General features: G+C 73.0%; 19 protein-coding genes. 13 read left to right on the top strand and 6 right to left on the bottom strand.

Annotated elements, in window-relative coordinates:
- The first annotated feature begins 47 nt into the window (after window positions 1-47).
- Complete coding sequence (locus tag AB0L59_RS32365) at window positions 48-1,022, top strand: acyl-ACP desaturase (protein WP_365590203.1); 975 nt, start codon at window positions 48-50, stop codon at window positions 1,020-1,022.
- A gap of 69 nt (window positions 1,023-1,091) precedes the next feature.
- Here AB0L59_RS32365 and AB0L59_RS32360 read toward each other — a convergent pair whose 3' ends face one another.
- Window positions 1,092-1,337: a WhiB family transcriptional regulator gene (locus AB0L59_RS32360; RefSeq protein ID WP_365590202.1), complete on the bottom strand. Its 246-nt coding sequence runs from the start codon at window positions 1,335-1,337 to the stop codon at window positions 1,092-1,094.
- Between the two features lie 268 nt (window positions 1,338-1,605).
- Between AB0L59_RS32360 and AB0L59_RS32355 the strand changes: the two genes are divergently transcribed.
- Entirely contained in the window at window positions 1,606-2,397 is a 792-nt protein-coding gene (locus AB0L59_RS32355) for a VOC family protein (RefSeq protein WP_365590201.1), read from the top strand.
- Between the two features lie 19 nt (window positions 2,398-2,416).
- On the opposite strand, the gene AB0L59_RS32350 is transcribed toward AB0L59_RS32355, so the two are convergent.
- Window positions 2,417-3,511, bottom strand: coding sequence for a LacI family DNA-binding transcriptional regulator (locus AB0L59_RS32350; protein ID WP_365590200.1), 1,095 nt, complete (start codon window positions 3,509-3,511; stop codon window positions 2,417-2,419).
- Between the two features lie 224 nt (window positions 3,512-3,735).
- Between AB0L59_RS32350 and AB0L59_RS32345 the strand changes: the two genes are divergently transcribed.
- The gene (locus AB0L59_RS32345) at window positions 3,736-4,626 is read left to right on the top strand and encodes a hypothetical protein (RefSeq protein ID WP_365590199.1); all 891 of its coding nucleotides are present in this window, start codon (window positions 3,736-3,738) and stop codon (window positions 4,624-4,626) included.
- A 307-nt stretch (window positions 4,627-4,933) separates the two neighbouring features.
- On the opposite strand, the gene AB0L59_RS32340 is transcribed toward AB0L59_RS32345, so the two are convergent.
- Window positions 4,934-5,872, bottom strand: a complete 939-nt coding sequence (locus AB0L59_RS32340) for an ornithine cyclodeaminase family protein (protein WP_365590198.1) — start codon at window positions 5,870-5,872, stop codon at window positions 4,934-4,936.
- 184 nt (window positions 5,873-6,056) lie between these two features.
- The gene (gene ligD / locus AB0L59_RS32335; protein WP_365590197.1) at window positions 6,057-7,076 is read right to left on the bottom strand and encodes a non-homologous end-joining DNA ligase; all 1,020 of its coding nucleotides are present in this window, start codon (window positions 7,074-7,076) and stop codon (window positions 6,057-6,059) included.
- 74 nt (window positions 7,077-7,150) lie between these two features.
- Here ligD and AB0L59_RS32330 point away from each other — a divergent pair, with 74 nt between their 5' ends.
- On the top strand, window positions 7,151-8,227 hold the full coding sequence (locus AB0L59_RS32330) for an ATP-dependent DNA ligase (protein ID WP_365590196.1): 1,077 nt from the start codon (window positions 7,151-7,153) through the stop codon (window positions 8,225-8,227).
- A gap of 20 nt (window positions 8,228-8,247) precedes the next feature.
- On the opposite strand, the gene AB0L59_RS32325 is transcribed toward AB0L59_RS32330, so the two are convergent.
- Window positions 8,248-9,438, bottom strand: a complete 1,191-nt coding sequence (locus AB0L59_RS32325; protein WP_365590195.1) for a zinc-dependent alcohol dehydrogenase — start codon at window positions 9,436-9,438, stop codon at window positions 8,248-8,250.
- A gap of 211 nt (window positions 9,439-9,649) precedes the next feature.
- Between AB0L59_RS32325 and AB0L59_RS32320 the strand changes: the two genes are divergently transcribed.
- Entirely contained in the window at window positions 9,650-10,642 is a 993-nt protein-coding gene (locus AB0L59_RS32320; protein WP_365590194.1) for a DUF3048 domain-containing protein, read from the top strand.
- An 18-nt stretch (window positions 10,643-10,660) separates the two neighbouring features.
- On the opposite strand, the gene AB0L59_RS32315 is transcribed toward AB0L59_RS32320, so the two are convergent.
- Window positions 10,661-11,125, bottom strand: coding sequence for a MarR family transcriptional regulator (locus tag AB0L59_RS32315; protein ID WP_365590193.1), 465 nt, complete (start codon window positions 11,123-11,125; stop codon window positions 10,661-10,663).
- Between the two features lie 181 nt (window positions 11,126-11,306).
- Between AB0L59_RS32315 and AB0L59_RS32310 the strand changes: the two genes are divergently transcribed.
- The 8 genes from AB0L59_RS32310 (at window position 11,307) to AB0L59_RS32275 (ending at window position 18,645) form a co-directional block, all read left to right on the top strand.
- Complete coding sequence (locus AB0L59_RS32310) at window positions 11,307-12,062, top strand: CoA transferase subunit A (protein WP_365590192.1); 756 nt, start codon at window positions 11,307-11,309, stop codon at window positions 12,060-12,062.
- Entirely contained in the window at window positions 12,062-12,706 is a 645-nt protein-coding gene (locus AB0L59_RS32305; RefSeq protein WP_365590191.1) for a CoA transferase subunit B, read from the top strand. The genes AB0L59_RS32310 and AB0L59_RS32305 overlap by 1 nt, the downstream gene beginning before the upstream one ends.
- Window positions 12,703-13,905, top strand: a complete 1,203-nt coding sequence (locus tag AB0L59_RS32300) for a thiolase family protein (RefSeq protein WP_365590190.1) — start codon at window positions 12,703-12,705, stop codon at window positions 13,903-13,905. Before AB0L59_RS32305 ends, AB0L59_RS32300 begins: the two co-directional genes overlap by 4 nt.
- A gap of 29 nt (window positions 13,906-13,934) precedes the next feature.
- Entirely contained in the window at window positions 13,935-14,708 is a 774-nt protein-coding gene (pcaH, locus tag AB0L59_RS32295; protein ID WP_365590189.1) for a protocatechuate 3,4-dioxygenase subunit beta, read from the top strand.
- 5 nt (window positions 14,709-14,713) lie between these two features.
- Complete coding sequence (gene pcaG / locus AB0L59_RS32290) at window positions 14,714-15,316, top strand: protocatechuate 3,4-dioxygenase subunit alpha (protein ID WP_365590188.1); 603 nt, start codon at window positions 14,714-14,716, stop codon at window positions 15,314-15,316.
- Window positions 15,313-16,656: a 3-carboxy-cis,cis-muconate cycloisomerase gene (gene pcaB / locus AB0L59_RS32285; protein ID WP_365590187.1), complete on the top strand. Its 1,344-nt coding sequence runs from the start codon at window positions 15,313-15,315 to the stop codon at window positions 16,654-16,656. The genes pcaG and pcaB overlap by 4 nt, the downstream gene beginning before the upstream one ends.
- Complete coding sequence (pcaD, locus tag AB0L59_RS32280; RefSeq protein ID WP_365590186.1) at window positions 16,653-17,789, top strand: 3-oxoadipate enol-lactonase; 1,137 nt, start codon at window positions 16,653-16,655, stop codon at window positions 17,787-17,789. Before pcaB ends, pcaD begins: the two co-directional genes overlap by 4 nt.
- A 64-nt stretch (window positions 17,790-17,853) precedes the next feature.
- The gene (locus AB0L59_RS32275; protein ID WP_365590185.1) at window positions 17,854-18,645 is read left to right on the top strand and encodes an SDR family NAD(P)-dependent oxidoreductase; all 792 of its coding nucleotides are present in this window, start codon (window positions 17,854-17,856) and stop codon (window positions 18,643-18,645) included.
- Window positions 18,646-18,650 lie beyond the last annotated feature (5 nt).

Here is an 18,650-nt window from a genome sequence, read left to right as displayed (position 1 = left end):
GACCGTCAGCTTTTCTCCCCGTTGTTCGGCGTCCCCCTGGAGTTCCCGTGACGATCACCTCTCCTCACCTCGGCAGCCCGTCCGCCTGGACCGACGCGCGGCTGCTGTTCGCGCTGGAGGAAGTGGTCGAGAATGAGCTGAACCGGCATCTGAAGGTCGCCAAGGACTGGATGCCGCACGAGTACGTGCCGTGGAGCGACGGCCGCAACTTCCCCGGTCTGTTCGAGGACGGCGAGGCCTGGGACCGGGACCAGTCCAAGGTGACCGAGATCGGCCGTATCGCCCTCGTGGTCAATCTGCTGACCGAGGACAACCTGCCGAGCTACCACCACGAGATCGCCCAGCTCTTCGGCCGCGACGGCGCCTGGGGCACCTGGGTGCACCGCTGGACGGCCGAGGAGGGCCGGCACGGCATCGTGATGCGCGACTATCTGCTCGCCTCGCGCGCGGTGGACCCGGACAAGCTGGAACGTTTCCGCATGGCACACATGAGCGAGGGTTTCGAGTCCGACAACCGGCACTCGGTGCTGCACTCGGTCGCGTACGTCGCCTTCCAGGAGCTGGCCACCCGGATCTCGCACCGCAACACCGGCCACCAGTCCGGCGATCCGGTCTGCGACCGCATGCTGGGCCGCATCGCGACCGACGAGAACCTGCACATGGTCTTCTACCGCAACCTGCTGAAGGCGGCCTTCGAGCTGGCCCCCGATCCGACGATGCAGGCCGTGCGGGACGTGGTCGTCAACTTCCGGATGCCCGGGCACGGCATCCCCGGCTTCGAGCGGGCCGCCGCGCAGATGGCCATCGGCGAGGTCTACAACCTGCGCATCCACCACGACGACGTGCTGCAGCCCGTGCTGCGCTTCCTGAAGGTCATGGAGATCGACGGCCTCGGGCCCGAGGGACGCCGGGCGCAGGAGGAACTCGGCCTGTTCATGGGCGGCCTGGACGCGGAGGCCGTCAAGTTCGACGAGAAGCTGGCCGCCCGCAAGGCCCGCATGGCGGCTCGGGCCGCAGGCTGACCCACGCCACCGTCCGACGCCCACCGGGCCGGCTCCTGCGGGACTCCGGCCGGGCGTCGACGGAGGACGTCAGCGGGACGTGCGGCGCAGGGCGAGGCGTTCCTTCTCGGACATCCCGCCCCAGACGCCGAAGCGCTCGTCGTTGGCGAGGGCGTAGTCCAGACAGGCCGGCCGCAGCTCGCACATGGCGCAGATGCGCTTCGCCTCGCGCACCGAGCTGCCGGGCTCGGGGAAGAAGAAGTCCGGCCCGGTCTGCGCGCACAGGGCCTGTGCCTGCCAGGTGTCGTCGGCCGGGTTGATCGTCTCGAAGTGCATGACCAGGATCGTGCCGCGCGGCGAAAAACGTTCGATCAACGCCGGGTCAACGCCGCCGAATGGGGCCTCCGGCCGACCCGATCATGCTCCTCCGGACCGCACCGGCGCACGGCGGCGCGCGGGACGCCGGGGAACCCGGAGCACACGCCCCGTCGCCCGGGTGAGAGCGCTTGCGGCCCGGCGCGTCGCGGCGCTCCGGCGGCGATTGTCAGTGGGGGGTGCCAGACTCGGCAGTGCACAGGACGGGACCGCTTCGAGGAGGGCGAAGATGCTCACCACCCGTTTCGTCGACGGCGCTCCGAACTGGATCGACGTCGGCACTCCCGACATCGAGGGCGCCGTCTCCTTCTACGGTGGCCTCTTCGGCTGGCAGTTCCAGTCGGCGGGGCCCGACGCCGGAGGCTACGGCTTCTTCCAGCTGGGCGGCAGGACCGTCGCGGGCGGCGTGCAGTCCGGCCCCGACCGGGGCCCGGCGGCCTGGACCGTGTACTTCCGGAGCGCGGACGCGCAGGCCACCGCCGAAGCGGCCGAACAGGCGCACGGCAGCGTGCTGATCCAGCCGATGGACGTGATGGGACAAGGGCACATGGCGGTCCTCGCCGACCAGGCGGGCGTGCCCTTCGGGATCTGGCAGCCGGGGCGGACCAAGGGCGTGGACGCGGCGAGCGAGCCGGGCGCGCTGTGCTGGGTCGAGCTGTACACGCCGGACATCGCGGCGGCCGCCGCCTTCTACCACCGGGTGCTCGGCCTGGAGACCTCCGCCGTGCCCTTCCCGGGCGGGACGTACACGTGCGTCAACCCGGCCGACGGCGGGGAGGACACGATGTTCGGCGGTGTCGTGCCGCTGGCCGACGTCCCGGCCGAGGCCGAGGGCGGCCCGTACTGGCTGCCGTACTTCGAGGTCGACGACACCGACGCGGCGGTCGGCACGGTGCAGCGGCTCGGCGGGGAGGTGCGCATGCCGGCGACGACCTTGGAGGGCGTCGGCCGCATGGCCAAGTTCACCGACCCGTACGGCGCCCGATTCGCGGTGATCAAGAGTGAGCCGCCGCCGGGGTGAGTCCGGGCGGCCGGGGCGGCTAGGCGGAGGCCCGCCGTATCAGTGTGGTCGGGAGGATCACGCCGCCGGCGGGCGGGGGGCCTGCCGCGGTCCCGGTCCGGTCGCGGCCCTCGGCCAGGCCGCGCAGCAGCAGGCGGGCCATCAGACGGCCCATCTCCTGGATGTCCTGACGGACCGTCGTCAGTGGCGGGTCGGCCTCCATGGCTACGGGCAGCATGTCGTCGAAGCCGATCACGGCCACGTCCTCGGGCACCCGTCGGCCGCTGGCGCGCAGCACGCGCAGGGCACCGAGCGCGGTGAGGTCGTTGGCGGCGAACACGGCGTCCACGTCCGGGCGGCGGTCGAGGAGTTCGCGCATGGCCCGTTCGCCGCCGGCCGGGGTGAAGTCGCTCTCCACGACCAGCCGGGGATCGTCCCCGCCGGGCACCTCGCTCATGACGTCCCGATAGCCGTCGAGGCGGTCCACCGCCGACGTCTGGTCCAGGGCGCCGGTGATGTGCGCGACGCGTGTGCGGCCGAGGCCGACCAGATGCCGCACGGCTTCCCGTGCTCCGCCCCGGTTGTCGCAGTCGACGTACACCACGTCCGGGTCTCCCCCGGCCAGGTGCGGGGAGCGTGCCGCCTGCCCCGTGTCGCCCCAGTCGGGCCGTCCGCCGAACACGGTGGGCACGCCGGCGTCGTGGATGAGGCCGGGCAGCGGATCGTCGAGGTGCAGGGAGAAGACGAGCGCGCCGTCGACATGCCCTCCGGCGAGATACCGGGCCACGCGCGCGTGGTCGTCACGGCCCTCGGTGAGCAGCAGCACCAGCTGGTTGTCGTGGGCGGTCAGTTCCTTGCTGATGCCGCGCAACTGCAGAGCGAAGAAGGGGTCGGCGAAGACCCGCGACTCGGGCTCGGCGATGACGACCGCCACGGCGTCGTGCCGCTTGGTGACGAGGCTGCGGGCCGCCTGGTTGGGGACGTACCCCAGCTCCGCCACGGCCTGCCGGACCCTCTCGGCCAAGGACGCGCGCACCCCGTCGCCGCCGTTGACCACCCGCGACACGGTGGCCCGCGACACACCGGCCCGCGCGGCCACGGCCTCCAGCGTCGGACGCGACACTCCCTCGGTCACTTCGGGACTCCTCATCGGCGGCTGCCGGTCAGGATAACCGCGTGACGGGGGCACCGCCGGTGCCGCGACAGCGGCGGTCCCCACGCCGGGCGGGAGGGGGACGCGAGGTGCTCCCTCTCCGGCCCGCGCCGGAGCGGGCGCCGCGTTCCGGCCCGGCACAAACCGCTTGCGCAAGGGCGGTGACCCCGGCGACGATCACCGTATGACGACGACGAGAAAGGCCCATGGCGGCTGACCGGCCCGAGACGCGGCTCGCGCCGTACACACGCCTGCCGCGCGCCTATCACGACCGCCACATCCTGCACAGCTCGGTGGACGCCTACGGCCGGGCCCACTGGCTGCTCACCGAGCGCCCGCCCGGGCCCGGCCGTCTGGACGCGCCCTGCGACGTCCTGGTCGTGACCATCGACGACGGGGCGCCGCACGAGACGCGGCTGACCGCGGTACTGCCCCGCTTTCCGCGCATCGAGGCACTGCCCGACGGAGGCTTCCTGCTCCTGGGCACCCGCTCGCGCCCGAGCGACCGGCGACAGGTCCAGGTCTTCGACGCATTCGGCCGTCCCACCCACGCCTTCCGGGTGGGAGACGGCGTCGAGCATCTCCTGGCGGACGAGACCGGCGCGCTGTGGGTCGGCCACTTCGACGAGGGGGTGTACGGCGACGACGAGCTGAGCGCGCCCGGCCTCAGCCGCTGGAGCGCCAGCGGTGAACGCCTGTGGGCGTACCGGCCGGTGCCCGGGACGGGCTGGATCTCCGACTGCTATGCGCTGAACGTGGCCGGGCGGACGGCCTGGGCCTGCCCCTACACCGACTTCCCGCTGCTGCGGATCGATCCGGCCGACGCGCTCCGGGTGCGGCGGAATCCGGTGCGCGGCGCGCACGGTCTCGCGGTGCGCGGCGGCCGGGTCGTGTTCTTCGGCGGGTACGGCGACGACCACGACCGGCTCGCCGACTGCCGCCTGACCGGCGACAGCGTGGAGGTGGTGGCCGAACAGCGGCTGTCGCGCCCCGACGGCGCCCCGCTCGACCGCCACAACCGGATCGTCTCCCGGGGTCCCCGGCTCTACGTCCAGAACGGGCCGTGCACCGAGTGGTGGGTCCTCGACCTCGCGTGAACAACGGGTCGGCCCGCGAGCCGTGGCTGGCCCGGAGCCGGCGGGTGGCACGGAGGACGCGGTACGGCCAGGAGCCCGAGGAGGGGCGGGAGTTGACTCTGGAACCGGGAACCCTGGCACGGACGCGGGATCCGGCGCTTGGTCCAGGGACCCCGGGTGGAGCGGGAGCTGCGCCTCGGCACCGGTCCCGAGGGGGGCCGGGAGCCGGCGCTCGGCCCGGGACCCCCCGGGGCGGACCGGAAGTCGCCGCTGGGCTCGCGAGTCGTCGGGCGGTCGTGAGCCGTGGATCGGCTCGGCGGTCCACGGCTCAGTCCAACAGGTCGATCGTCGCCCCCAGACCCCGGCGTTCCGCCTCCCGCCAGGCGAGCCAGGTGAGGGCGAGGTCCTGCCAGGGCAGCCCGACGGGGGCGTACACCGTGCGCTGCCGGAGCGTGGTACGCCCCGGACGTGTCCCCCGCAGAATGTCCGTGAGAGTGGCGTCGGCGGTGGTCCGGGTGAGCCCGGGCGCCGCCAACGCTCCCATCGTGGCGGCGAGTCCGGTGTCGTCGACGACGAGGAGCGCGGCATCCAGCAGATCGGGGGCGAGTTCCCGCTTGCCGGGCTCGTCCGTGCCGAGACTGGTGAAGTGCTGGCCGGGGCGGGTGTCCGCGAGCGCGAGCAGCGGGGCCCGGGACCAGGTCGCGAGCAGAACGGCGTCGGCCGCCCCGGCGACGGCGGCCGCCGAGTCCAGCACCCGGCCGCCGTGCCGGGCGGCGAACGCGGCGGCCCGCTCGGAGTCGGCGTCGTGGACGACGAGTTGCCTGGGCGGGCGCTCGCTCTCCAGGCCGCGCAACGTCAACTCCGCCTGCGCGCCGGCTCCGATCACGCCGAGGACGTCGTGCCCGGCCGGGGCCAGGAGCGCGGTTGCGAGGGCGGCGGCCAGGCCGGTGCGCCAGGCCGTGACGGTCGCCGAGTCGAGCAGGGCGAGCAGCTCACCGTCGGCGCCGCCGTGGAGGCAGATCACTCCGCGCAGGGCCGGCCGGGCCCCGGGGAACTTGGCGTTGACCTTGACCGTGTACGCCTCGATGCCGGGCAGGAGGCCTGGGATGAGCGCGGTGGCGGTGCCGGGGAACGGCAGGTCCGCACGGACCCGTTGGCCGGGTGTCGCGGCGGCGTCGGCCGTACGGAATCCCTCGCGCAGGGCGGCGAGACCGGCCGCGGGCTCCAGCACGGCCTCGAGGTCACTGCGGGTCAGCACACGGGTCATCCCCGCATGATCCTCCGGTCCCGGGCCGTTGTCAGTGGCGGGGTGCATCCTGTGATCGGAGGCGGACAGGCACGGAGGACCACCGGGGGGACAGGATGTTCAGGGGATCGCGGACGCCACCGGGCGACGATCGCGGAAGAGGGGCGCCGGGCCACGCGCGCGCCGCCGCGGCACCGGGTCGGCCTCAGGACGCCTCCTCCCGCCGGGCCCGGCTCGGCTGGACCCGTTTCGGTTCGCCGGGCATCTTCGGGTACTCGGGCGGGTACGGCAGATCGCCCAGACCGTGGTCGTGCTCGTCGCGGCGGGCCAGCTCCAGCAGGGCGTCCAGGGAGTAGGCGTGGTCGTCCATGTCGGCGTGCACGTCGCCGAGTTCGGCGAAACGGGCCGGCATGGTGGCGAGGTCGAAGTCGGCGGGTCGGGCCACGCCGACCTCGTCCCAGCGCAGGGGTGCCGAGACGGGGGCGTTCGGGCGGGGGCGCACGGAGTAGGCGGAGGCGATGGTGCGGTCGCGGGCGGTCTGGTTGTAGTCGAGGAAGATGCGGCGGCCCCGCTCCTCCTTCCACCACTTGATCGTGACCTGGTCGGGCATCCGGCGTTCCATCTCCCGCCCGATGGCGATCGCGGCGCGCCGCACCTGGGTGAAGGTCCAGCGCGGTGCGATCGGGACGAAGACGTGCAGTCCACGGCCGCCGGAGGTCTTCGGCCAGCCGCGCAGCCCGCCGAACTCGTCGAGCACGGCCCGTAGTTCGTGCGCGGCGCGCACCGCGTCCTCGTAGTCGGTGCCGGGCTGCGGGTCGAGGTCGATGCGCAGCTCGTCGGGGCGGTCGACGTCGGTGGCGCGCACCGGCCAGGGATGGAAGGTGAGCGTGCCGTACTGGGCGGCCCAGACGACCGCCGCCTCCTCGGTGGGGCACATCTCGTCGGCGCTGCGCCCGCTGGGGAAGGTGATGTGGGCGGTCGGGATCCAGTCGGGCATGCCCTTCGGGGCCCTCTTCTGGAAGAACCACTCGCCGCCGACGCCGTCCGGGTAGCGCTCCAGCGTGGTGGGGCGGTTGCGCAGCGCGCGCAGGATGCCGGGGCCGACGGCGGCGTAGTACTGCGCGAGGTCCAGCTTGGTGAAACCCCGCGCCGGGAAGAAGACCTTGTCCGGGCTGGACAGCCGCACGGTACGGCCGCCGACCTCCAGTTCCACCGCAGCACCCATGCGGCCACGGTAGGCGCACCCCGCACGGCTCGCATACCGGGCGGCGCGCGATGGAGGCGAGCAGAATCGGTGGCATGGATCTGCCCGTCATGCCACCCGTGAAGCCCATGCTCGCCAAGTCCGTGGCGAAGATCCCGCCAGGCATGCACTACGAGGCGAAGTGGGACGGGTTCCGGGCCATCGTGTTCCGGGACGGGGCCGACATCGAGCTGGGAAGTCGTACCGGAAAGCCGTTGACCAGGTACTTTCCCGAGCTGGTCGCGGCGCTGAAGGAGCGGGTGCCGGAGCGGTGCGTGCTGGACGGGGAGATCGTGATCGCGCGGGACGGCCACCTGGACTTCGACGCGCTGACCGAGCGGATCCACCCGGCCGACTCGCGGGTGCGGATGCTGGCGGAGAAGACCCCTGCCTCCTTCGTCGCCTTCGATCTGCTCGCGCTGGACGCCGAGTCACTGCTCGACGTGGAGCTGACCGAGCGCCGGGCCCTGCTGGAACGGGCGCTCGCCGAGGCGACGCCGCCGGTGCACGTGGCGCCCGCCACGACGGATCTCGACGTGGCACAGGAGTGGTTCGAGCAGTACGAGGGCGCCGGCCTCGACGGCGTCGTCGCCAAGCCGCTCACCCTGCGCTACCTCCAGGACCAGCGCGCCATGTTCAAGATCAAGCACGAGCGGACGGCGGACGTGGTCGTCGCAGGCTACCGCTTCCACAAGAGCGGCCCGGTGGTCGGCTCGCTGCTGCTGGGGTTGTACGACGACCGGGGCCGGCTCCAGCACGTGGGCGTGTCCGCCGCCTTCGCCATGAAGAGGCGGGCCGAGCTGGTCGAGGAGCTGGAGCCGCTGCGCATGGACGACGTGGCCGGGCACCCGTGGGCGGCCTGGTCGGACGAGACCGCCCACGAGACGGCCCGGCTGCCGGGCGCGCCTAGCCGCTGGTCCGGCAAGAAGGACCTGTCCTGGGTGCCGCTGCGTCCGGAGCGGGTCGCCGAGGTGGCCTACGACCACATGGAGAACGGGCAGCGCTTCCGGCACACCGCCCGCTTCCGCCGCTGGCGCCCCGACCGCACCCCGGAGAGCTGCACCTACACCCAGCTGGAGGAGCCGGTGCGCTACGACCTGGCGGAGATCCTCGGCGAGAAGGACCGCGGCTGAGCCGGCAGGGCCGGGGCGGCCTACGGCTGCATGAGGACCTTGATGGCGCCGTCCTCCTTGTGCTGGAACATCTCGTAGGCGTGCGGTGCCTCGGTGAGCGGCACCCGGTGGGTGGCGAAGCCGTCGACGCCGAGCGGGTCCTCGTCGGTCAGATACGGCATGATCTCGTCGCTCCAGCGGCGGACGTTGGCCTGGCCCATGCGCAGCTGGATCTGCTTGTCGAACAGGGTGAGCATCGGCATCGGGTCGGTCATGCCGCCGTACACGCCGCTCAGCGAGATGGTGCCGCCGCGCCGGACCAGGTCGATCGCCATGTAGAGGGCGCCGAGCCGGTCGATGCTGAAGCGCTCGGCGAGGGGCCCGCTGAGCTTGCGGGGCAGCAGGCCGGTGGCCGTCTGGGCGAGCTTGGCGGCGGCGCTGCCGTGGGCCTCGGTGCCGACGGCGTCGATCACGGCGTCCGGGCCCCGGCCGCCGGTCTCGTCGCGGACGGCGTTGACCAGCGCCTTCTCGTCGTCGAAGGCCCTGAGATCGTAGGTCTCCACGCCGTCCCGGTCGGCCCGCGCGAGCCGTTCCGGCACCAGGTCGATGCCGAACACGCGCTCGGCGCCCCGCGCCTTGGCGATCCGGCAGGCCATGTCGCCGATCGGGCCGAGGCCGAGCACGGCGAGGGTGCCACCGGGCGGGACGGCCGCGTACTCGACGGCCTGCCACGCGGTGGGCAGCACGTCGGAGAGGTAGACGAAACGGTCGTCCGGCGGGCCTTCCGGCACCTTCATCGGCCCGAACTGCGCCTGGGGCACCCGCAGGTACTCGGCCTGGGCCCCGGGCACGGCGCCGTACAGGCGGGTGTAGCCGAACAGGGCAGCGCCCATGCCCTCGCCGGTGATCTGCGTGGTCTCGCACTGGGTGGGCAGCCCGGTCAGGCACATCCAGCAGTTCCCGCAGGCGATCTGGAACGGCACCACGACGCGGTCCCCGGCCTTGAGGTCCGGCACTCCCGGGCCGACCTCCTCGACGATGCCCATCGGTTCGTGCCCGAGGATGTCACCCGGTGTCATGAACGGGGTGAGCACCTCGTACAGATGCAGGTCCGAGCCGCACAGCCCGGTGGACGTGATGCGAATGACGGCGTCGGTGGGCTCCTCGATCCGCGGGTCCGGCACGTCCTCGACCCGGACGTCCCGCCTGCCCTGCCAGGTGACTGCCTTCATGGGATACCGCTCCCTCGGTCGCGTGGGCGTTTCGCGGTGGCGCCCGGGTACCCGTGCCCCCCCACTCCGAACCCCGCACCCGCACCCGCACTGTTGACGGGCCCCGATCCTGGGGGCCCCCGCGCATGGCCGTAAACGTTCGGGTATGGCGGCCGATGACCCGATGAGCGCACAATCGGACGAACGAACGGGGTGGCCGCGGTGGGCAACGGTGAGTAGGACACACGGAGCGCGCACGCGACGCGCGGTACTGACGGCGGTCGTGCTGGCCGCCTCGCTGGCCGTCCCCACGGCCGGCTGCACCCAACGCGGCCGGGACGACGACCGCGCCCCGCGGCAGACCGCGACCCCCACGGCGCCACCGCGGCCGACGTCCTCGGCCCCGGCGGCCGGTTCCCCGCTCGCCGTGAAGATCGACAACGTGCCGGCGGCCCGCCCGCAGACCGGCCTCGGCGCGGCCGATGTGGTGTACGCCGAGCAGGTGGAGGGCGGTCTCAGCCGCCTGATGGCGGTGTACGCGACCCGGCTCCCGGCGACCGTCGGACCGGTCCGCAGTGCCCGCGAGTCCGATCTGGAGCTGCTGCAGCAGTTCCACCGGCCGACGCTCGCCTTCTCCGGCGCCCAGCACAGGCTGCTGCCGCTGATCGACAAGGCGCCGCTGCGCGCGGAGTCCGCCGACCGGGCCCCGGCCGCGTACTACCGGGGCATCGGCAGGGCCGCCCCGCACAACCTCTATCTGCACCCTGGCAAGCTGCTGCCGTCCGCCCCCGGCAGGGCGGCGCTGACCACCGGCTTCAGCTACGGCCCGGCCCCGTCCGGCGGCACTGCCACACACGCGCGCACCGTCCGCTACCCGGCCGCCCGCTTCACCTTCACCTGGTCCGCCGAACGGCACGGCTGGCTGGTCGCGATGGACGGCACCCCGACGGTGACGACGGACGGCGGGCGGCCGGCACCGGCGACGGTCGTCGTGCAGTACGTGAAGATCCGCGGCTCCCGCTATCACGACGTGCTCGGCAACCCCACCCCGTACACCGAGACGGTCGGCTCGGGAAAGGCCGAGGTGCTGCGCGACGGCCGCACCTTCGACGCCTCCTGGTCACGGCCGGCCGCGACGGACGGTACGACGTTCACCACGCAGGACGGCAGCCGGATGGACTTCGCCGACGGTCAGGTCTGGGTCGTCTTCGCGCCGGCGCCGTGAGCTCCCGTACCGGCCGGGTCAGCCCCGTACGGCCGGCGGTTCGGCCGGGTTGCGCAGGTCCTCGGCCGCGTCCGCGACCCGGCGGATCAGGTCGAAGAACGCGGTCTGTTCCTCCGCGGACAGCGGCGCGAGGAAGACCTGGTTCATCCGGGCGGTGCGCACCGTCAGCTTGCGGTGGGTGCGCAGGCCGTCGTCGGTCAGGCGGAGCAGGAAACGCCGGCCGTCCTCCGGGTCGCGCACCTTGGTCAGCAGCCCCCGGCGGCCGAGCCGGCTGATGACCTCGGCGATGGTGGAGCGGTCCAGGCCCACCCGCTCCCCCACGGTCCGCTGATCGAGGCCCGGCTCGGCGATGAGCGCGTTCATGACGGCGAACTGCGGTGAGGTGATCTCTTCGGAGACCATGGTGTTCCACAGCAGGTAGTGCGCCTGCTGGAGCCGCCGGGCCAGGTGCCCGGGGTGGGTGGTGAGGTCCACCGCGGCCATGTGCACCCCCTGATCATTTCGTTGGTGCACTGAACACTACTCGCCAACCGGTCCGTCCGTCTTCCATGTGAAGCGCAAAGAGTCCACGTCTTGACGGACATTCGTTGCGGTGGCAGCGTGTGGGACATCTCGTTGAAATACTCAGTGCGCTGACTATTGACGGAGAGATGAGGCTTCACGGATGGACAAGGTGGTCGCCACGGCCCTGGAGGCGGTGGCCGATGTCCCGGACGGTGCGTCCCTCGCGGTGGGCGGATTCGGGCTGAGCGGTGTGCCGAACGTGCTGATCCAGGCGCTGTACGAGCGCGGCGTCGGCGGCGTGTCGGTCGTCTCCAACAACTGCGGCGCGATGGAGTCGGGGCTGGCCGTGCTGCTGGCGGCGGGGCGGATCGCGCGGGTGACGGGTTCCTACATCGGGGCGAACAAGGAGTTCGCCCGCCAGTACCTGGCCGGTGAGCTCGAGGTGGAGCTGATCCCGCAGGGCACGCTGGCCGAGCGGCTGCGCGCGGGCGGAGCCGGCATTCCCGCCTTCTACACCCCGGCCGGAGTGGGCACACAGGTCGCCGAGGGCGGCCTGCCCTGGCGGTACGACGGCCAGGGCGGCGTCGCGCTGGCCTCGCCCGCGAAGGAGGTACGGGACTTCGACGGCGTGGAATACGTCCTGGAGCGCGCCATCCGCACCGACTTCGCGCTGGTCAGGGCCGCCAAGGGCGACCGGCACGGGAACCTGGTCTTCAACAGGTCCGCCCGGAACTTCAACCCCCTCGCCGCGATGGCGGGGAAGGTCACGATCGCCGAGGTGGAGGAGCTGGTCGAGCCCGGCGAGATCGATCCGGACGCCGTGCACCTGCCGGGTGTCTTCGTGCAGCGGGTGGTCGCCCTGACCCCGGAGCAGGCGGCCGACAAGAAGATCGAGCAGCGGACGGTGAGCAGCTGATGGCCTGGACACGCGAGGAGATCGCCGCCCGCGCGGCGCGCGAGCTGCGCGACGGCCAGTACGTCAATCTCGGCATCGGGCTGCCGACCTTGATCCCCAACCAGCTGCCGCCGGGCGTCGAGGTGGTCCTGGAGTCGGAGAACGGCATCCTGGGCACCGGCCCGTACCCGGCCGAGGACGAGGTCGATCCGGATCTGATCAACGCGGGCAAGGAGACCGTCACCGTCCTGCCGGGGGCGGCCTTCTTCGACTCGGCTCTGTCGTTCGCGATGATCCGCGGCGGGCACATCGACGTGGCCGTGCTCGGCGCGATGCAGGTCTCCGCCGACGGTGACCTGGCCAACTGGGCCGTTCCGGGCAAGCTGGTCACCGGGATCGGCGGGGCGATGGACCTGGTGCACGGGGCCCGGCAGGTGATCGTGGTGATGACCCACACCACCAAGGACGGTTCACCGAAGATCATGGAACGGTGCACGCTGCCGCTCACGGGCAAGGCCTGTGTGAACCGGATCATCACCGACCTTGCCGTGCTGGACGTCACCGACATCGGGCTCGTCCTGGTCGAGACCGCGCCGGGCGTGTCCGTCGAAGACGTCGTCATCCGGACCGACGCGGAAATGAGGATCGGGGAGAACGTCCTGTGAACACCGTTTACGTCGTCGACGCCGTCCGTACCCCCATCGGCCGCTACAACGGCGCGCTGGCCTCCGTCCGCCCCGACGATCTGGCCGCCCACGCGATCCGCGAACTCCTGGCCCGCACTCCCGCCCTGGACCCGGCCCGCATCGAGGACGTCTACCTCGGCAACGCCAACGGCGCCGGCGAGGAGAACCGCAACGTCGCCCGCATGGCCGCGCTGCTCGCCGGGCTGCCCACCTCCGTACCCGGGGTGACCGTCAACCGGCTGTGCGCCTCCGGCCTGGAAGCGGTGGTCCAGGCCGCCCGCGCCATCGCCGTCGGCGACGCCCGCATCGCCCTCGCCGGCGGCGTGGAGTCCATGACCCGGGCGCCGTACGTGCTGCCCAAGTCCGAGCGGCCCTTCCCGGTCGGACACGCCGAGCTGTACTCGACCACCCTCGGCTGGCGCATGGTCAACCCGAGGATGGACCCGCAGTGGACCATCCCGCTCGGCGAGTCGGCCGAGCTGATCGCGGACAAGCACAAGATCACCCGCGAACAGCAGGACGAGTTCGCCCTCGCCTCCCACCGCAAAGCGGCCGCCGCGCGGGAACAGGGCCTGTTCGACGCCGAGACGGTGCCCGTGCCGGTCCCGCGGCGCACGGGCGAGCCGGTCGCCTTCGCCGCCGACGAGTGCGTACGCCCGGACGCCTCCCTGGCCGCGACGGCCAGGCTGAAGCCGTCGTTCCGCACCGAGGGCGGCACGGTCACGGCGGGCAACGCCTCGCCTCTCAACGACGGCGCCGCCGCCCTGCTCCTCACCGACGAGGAGGGCCTGAAGGCCACCGGCCGCGAACCCCTCGCCCGGATCCGGGCCACCGGGGTGTCCGCGACCGACCCGCAGTACTTCGGACTCGCCCCCGTCGAGGCCGTCAACCGGGCACTCGCCAAAGCAGGCAGGGGATTTGACGACCTGTCGGTGCTGGAGCTGAACGAGGCGTTCGCCGCCCAGGTCCTCGGCTGCCTCGCCGAATGGCCCGAGTTCGACCCCGCCGTCCTCAACCCGCAGGGCGGCGCCGTCGCGCTCGGTCACCCGCTGGGCGCCTCCGGGGCCCGGCTCGCCGGGACGGTCGCCCACCAGCTCGCCCGCCGAGGCTCCGGCACCGGCGTGGCCACCCTCTGCATCGGCGTCGGCCAAGGCCTCGCCCTCGTACTGGAACGCTAGCGAACGCCAAGGAAGCGTCAGGTATCCCCATGGCTCTCACCCAGCAGGACATCGATCTCGAGATCGCCGCCCAGCACGCCGCGTACGACAAGCGCGTCGCCGACGGCGCTCCCGTCGAGCACCATCCGCGCCGCGACTACGCGCCCTACCGCTCCTCCGTGCTCCGCCACCCCAAGCAGCCCCTGGTCGCCATCGACACCGCCCAGGACCCGGAACTGGTGGAGCTGCGCTCCCCCGCCTTCGGGGAGCGTGACATCACCGGGATCGACAACGACCTCACCCGGCATCACCGCGGCGAGCCGGTCGGTGAGCGGATCACCGTCTCCGGACGGCTGCTGGACCGCGCCGGGCACCCGGTGCGGGGTCAGCTGATCGAGATCTGGCAGGCCAACTCGGCCGGCCGCTACGCCCATCAGCGCGAACAGCACGACGCCCCGCTCGACCCGAACTTCACCGGCTTCGGGCGCACCCTCACCGACGCCGAGGGGCGCTACCACTTCACCACCATCCAGCCCGGCCCCTACCCCTGGCGCAACCACGTGGGCGCCTGGCGCCCCGCCCACATCCACTTCTCGGTGTTCGGCACGGCGTTCACCCAGCGGCTGGTGACGCAGATGTACTTCCCGAACGACCCGCTCTTCCCGTACGACCCGATCCTGCAGTCGGTGACGGACGACGCGGCCCGGCAGCGACTGATCGCCACCTACGACCACGGCCTGTCGGTGCCGGAGCTCTCACTCGGCTACCACTGGGACATCGTGCTGGACGGCCCGGCCGCCACCTGGATCGAGGAAGGACGCTGACCGCCATGACGAAGATCGACACCAGCCACCCGGAGCAGGTGCTGCCCACCCCGTCCCACACGGTCGGCCCCTTCTACGGCTATGCCCTGCCCTTCCGCGGCGGCGAGGAGATCGCCCCGCTCGGCCACCCGGACACGGTCACCGTCCACGGATACGTCCTCGACGGAGAGGGCAGGCCGCTGCCGGACGCCCTCGTCGAGCTGTGGGGTCCCCGCCCCGACGGCACGGTCCCGCAGGTGGACGGATCCATCCGGCGCGATCCGGCCACCGGCGGCTACCTGGGCCGCAACGGCGTGGAGTTCACCGGCTGGGGCCGCATCCAGACCGACGCCGACGGCCACTGGTACGCCCGTACGCTCCGCCCCGGCGCGCGCGGGCGGCACGCCCCTTACCTGAGCGTCTGTGTCTTCGCGCGCGGCCTGCTCGCGCATCTGTTCACCCGGATCTACCTTCCGGGCGACGAGGCCGCGCTCGCCGCCGACCCGCTGCTCACCCGGGTGGGCGACCGGCGCGACACGCTGATCGCCGGTGACGAGGGCTCGGGCACCTACCGTTTCGACATCCGCCTTCAGGGCGAAGGCGAGACGGTCTTCCTGGAGTACCAGTGACACCTGAGCACAGCGGCAACGACAGCGACACCGGCCTGCTCGCCCCGGGGTGGGCCGCCTCTGCGGCCGCTCACGCGACCGGAGACCACGCGTATCTGCGGGCCCTGCTGGACGCCGAGGCCGCCCTGACCCGCGCCCAGGCCGCGCTGGGCCTCGCGCCGGCCGAGGCGGCCGAGGCGGTGACCGAGGCGGCCGACCCCACCCGCTTCGACGTACGCTCCCTCGCCGAACGCGGCCGCGCGGGCGGCAACCCGGTCATCCCGCTCGTCGCCGACCTCACCGCGGCGGTGGGCGAGCCGTACGGCCCGTACGTGCACCGGGGCGCGACCAGTCAGGACATCCTGGACACCGCCGCCATGCTGGTCGCCGCGCGCACCCTGGACCTGGTACTCGCCGGCCTCGACCGCACCGAGCGGGCGCTGGCCCGGCTGGCCGCCGCGCACCGGGACACCCCGATGCCGGGCCGCACGCTCACCCAGCACGCTGTACCGACGACGTTCGGTCTCAAGGCGGCCGGCTGGCGGTCGCTGGTGCTGGACGCCCGGGACCGCGTCACCCGGGTACGCGAGGCACTGCCCGCCCAACTCGGTGGCGCCGCCGGGACGCTGGCCGCCTTCGAGGCGTACGGCACCCGGGACGCGGCCGAGCTGACCGCGGCGTACGCCCGTGAAGTCGGCCTCGTGGCACCGGCATTGCCCTGGCACACCCTGCGCACCCCCGTCGCCGACCTGGCCGGCTGTCTGGCCTTCACGGCCGGCGCCCTGGGCAGGATCGGGGAGGACGTGCTGACGCTGTCGCGCACCGAGATCGGCGAGGTGACCGAGGGCAGCGGTGGCGCCTCGTCCGCCATGCCGCACAAGGCCAACCCGGTGCGCTCCACGCTCCTTTCCGCCGCCGCCCGCCGCGCCCCGCAGCTCGCGGCCACGCTGTACGGCTGCGTCGCCGCCGGGGACGAACGGCCGGCCGGCGCCTGGCACGCCGAGTGGGAGCCGCTGCGCGACCTGCTCCGGCTGACCGGCGGCGCGGCCCGGGACGCGGCCGAACTCGCCGAGGGCCTGCGCGTGCACGCCGAGGCCATGCGCCGCGACCTGGACCTCACCCGGGGGCTGATCGTCTCCGAGCGGCTGTCCGCCGCCCTGGCACCCCGCCTCGGCCGCGCCCGGGCCAGGGAGCTGCTCACCGACCTCGCCCTCCGCAGCCACGCCGAGGACCGCCCGTTGGGCGAACTCCTGGCAGAGGAACCGGAGTTGAAGGACCTGGACCTGGCCGACCTCACCGACCCCGCTCACTACACCGGTTTCGCCGGTTTCCTCACCGACCGCGCCCTGGAGCGACGTTGAACGCACAACTCCTGAACCACCTGGAAGAAGGTTCCGCTTCCGCTCCCCCGCTGCTGCTGGGCCCGTCGCTCGGCACCTCCTACGCCCTGTGGGACGCGGTCGCCCCCGAACTGTCGGCCGCCCACCGCGTGGTGCGCTGGGACCTGCCGGGCCACGGCGGCTCGGCACCGGACCTCATCGCACCGGGCGCGACGGTCGGCGACCTCGCCGCGCTGGTGCTGGCCCTCGCCGACGCGCTCGGCATCGACCGGTTCGCCTACGCGGGCGTCTCCCTCGGCGGTGCCGTCGGCCTCCATCTGGCCGTGCACCACCCCGACCGTCTGACCTCCCTGGCGGTCCTGTGCTCCTCAGCCCATTTCGGCGGCGGCACGGCCTGGCGGGAGCGGGCGGACCGCGTGCGCCGCGAGGGCATGGAGTGGCTGGTGGAGAGCGCCGACGCACGCTGGTTCACCCCCGGGTTCAGCGTGCCCGGGCTGGTCCGGGACCACCGGGAGGCCGACCCGGGGGCGTACGCCGCCTGCTGCGACGCGCTCGCCGCGTTCGACCTGCGCGACCGGCTCGGCGACATCGCCGTGCCGACGCTTCTCGTGGCGGGCCGGCAGGATCCGGCGACGCCGCCCGCGCATCTGCGGGAGATCGCCGACGCCGTGCCCGGCTCGACGCTGGTGGAACTGCCCGGCGCCTCCCACCTGGCGCCCGCCGAATGCCCGCGGCCCGTGCTGACGGCGCTGCGCACCCAGCTCGACGGACCGCCGGCGAGCGGGATGGCGGTGCGCCGGGAGGTGCTGGGCGACGCACACGTGGACCGGGCCCAGACCCGGCAGACCCCGTTCACCGCCCGCTTCCAGGATTTCATCTCCCGCTACGCCTGGGGGGAGATCTGGACCGACCCGACCCTGTCCCGCCGCGAGCGCAGCCTGATCACGCTGACCGCGCTGGTCGCCCGCGGCCACTACGACGAGCTGGCGATGCACGTCCGGGCGGCGCGACGGGGCGGGCTGACGCCGGAGGAGATCGGCGCGGTGCTGCTGCAGACCGCCGTGTACTGCGGGGTGCCGGCCGCCAATTCGGCCTTCGCGACGGCCCAGCGGGTCCTTGCCGAGGAGGACGGGGAAGTCCAGGGCCGAGGGTGACCCTGCTGGTCGTAGCGTCAGCAGCACCCCTCTCCCGGCGCCGGGCCGTGCCTAGGGTGGAAACATGTCCACGATTCTGATCACCGGCGCCACCTCCGGGCTCGGCCGGTACGTCGCCTTCGAGCTGGTCCGCTCCGGCCATGTCGTCCTCGCCCACGGCCGCGACCGGGCGCGCACCGAGCGGCTGGTCGCGGAGCTGCGGACCGAGGGCCGGGCCGAGGGGTTCGTCGCCGACCTGGCCCGGCTCGCCGAGGTGCGCGAGCTGGGCGCCCGGGTCGCCGAGGCACATCCAGGCCTCGACGTGCTGATCAACAACGCGGGAGTGGGCGGCGGTACGCCCGGTTCCGGGCGGGAGCTGAGCGCCGACGGGCACGAGCTGCGGCTCGCCGTGAACCATCTCGCGCCCGTCGTCCTGACCCGGTCCCTGCTGCCGGTCCTGCGCAGCAACGCGCCGGCCCGGATCGTGAACGTCGGCTCGGCCGGCCAGGAACCCCTCGACTTCGCCGACCCCGAACTCACCCGCGGCTACAGCGGCATGTCGGCGTACTGCCGCAGCAAGTTCGCCCTCGCCGCGTACACCTTCACGCTCGCCGAGGAACTCGCCGACAGCGGAGTGTCGGTGAACGTCCTGCACCCCGCCACCTTCATGGACACGGCGATGGTCCGCGACAGCGGCATCACCCCGTGGACCTCGGTCGCCGACGGCGCAACGGGTGTCCTGGCGCTGGCCACACAGGAGCTGGGCAGCGGGGGCTACTACGACGGCACCCGGCCGGCCCGGGCGCACGAGGAGGCGTACGACCCGGAGGCGCGCAGGCGGCTGGCGGCGGTCACCGAACAGCTTCTGACGATGTGAGGTCC

Source organism: Streptomyces sp. NPDC052109 (assembly GCF_040680195.1).
In the GTDB taxonomy this organism is placed as follows: Bacteria; Actinomycetota; Actinomycetes; order Streptomycetales; family Streptomycetaceae; genus Streptomyces.
This window is presented reverse-complemented; position numbering and strand designations above follow the sequence as displayed.

Coding starts and splice junctions, on each gene's coding strand:
- AB0L59_RS32360 (WP_365590202.1), bottom strand. CDS start 1,337: ATGCACTTCGAGACGATCAACCCGGCCGACGACACCTGGCAGGCACAG.
- AB0L59_RS32355 (WP_365590201.1), top strand. CDS start 1,606: ATGCTCACCACCCGTTTCGTCGACGGCGCTCCGAACTGGATCGACGTC.
- AB0L59_RS32345 (WP_365590199.1), top strand. CDS start 3,736: ATGGCGGCTGACCGGCCCGAGACGCGGCTCGCGCCGTACACACGCCTG.
- AB0L59_RS32340 (WP_365590198.1), bottom strand. CDS start 5,872: ATGACCCGTGTGCTGACCCGCAGTGACCTCGAGGCCGTGCTGGAGCCC.
- ligD (WP_365590197.1), bottom strand. CDS start 7,076: ATGGGTGCTGCGGTGGAACTGGAGGTCGGCGGCCGTACCGTGCGGCTG.
- AB0L59_RS32330 (WP_365590196.1), top strand. CDS start 7,151: ATGGATCTGCCCGTCATGCCACCCGTGAAGCCCATGCTCGCCAAGTCC.
- AB0L59_RS32325 (WP_365590195.1), bottom strand. CDS start 9,438: ATGAAGGCAGTCACCTGGCAGGGCAGGCGGGACGTCCGGGTCGAGGAC.
- AB0L59_RS32315 (WP_365590193.1), bottom strand. CDS start 11,125: ATGGCCGCGGTGGACCTCACCACCCACCCCGGGCACCTGGCCCGGCGG.
- AB0L59_RS32310 (WP_365590192.1), top strand. CDS start 11,307: ATGGACAAGGTGGTCGCCACGGCCCTGGAGGCGGTGGCCGATGTCCCG.
- AB0L59_RS32305 (WP_365590191.1), top strand. CDS start 12,062: ATGGCCTGGACACGCGAGGAGATCGCCGCCCGCGCGGCGCGCGAGCTG.
- pcaH (WP_365590189.1), top strand. CDS start 13,935: ATGGCTCTCACCCAGCAGGACATCGATCTCGAGATCGCCGCCCAGCAC.
- pcaG (WP_365590188.1), top strand. CDS start 14,714: ATGACGAAGATCGACACCAGCCACCCGGAGCAGGTGCTGCCCACCCCG.
- AB0L59_RS32275 (WP_365590185.1), top strand. CDS start 17,854: ATGTCCACGATTCTGATCACCGGCGCCACCTCCGGGCTCGGCCGGTAC.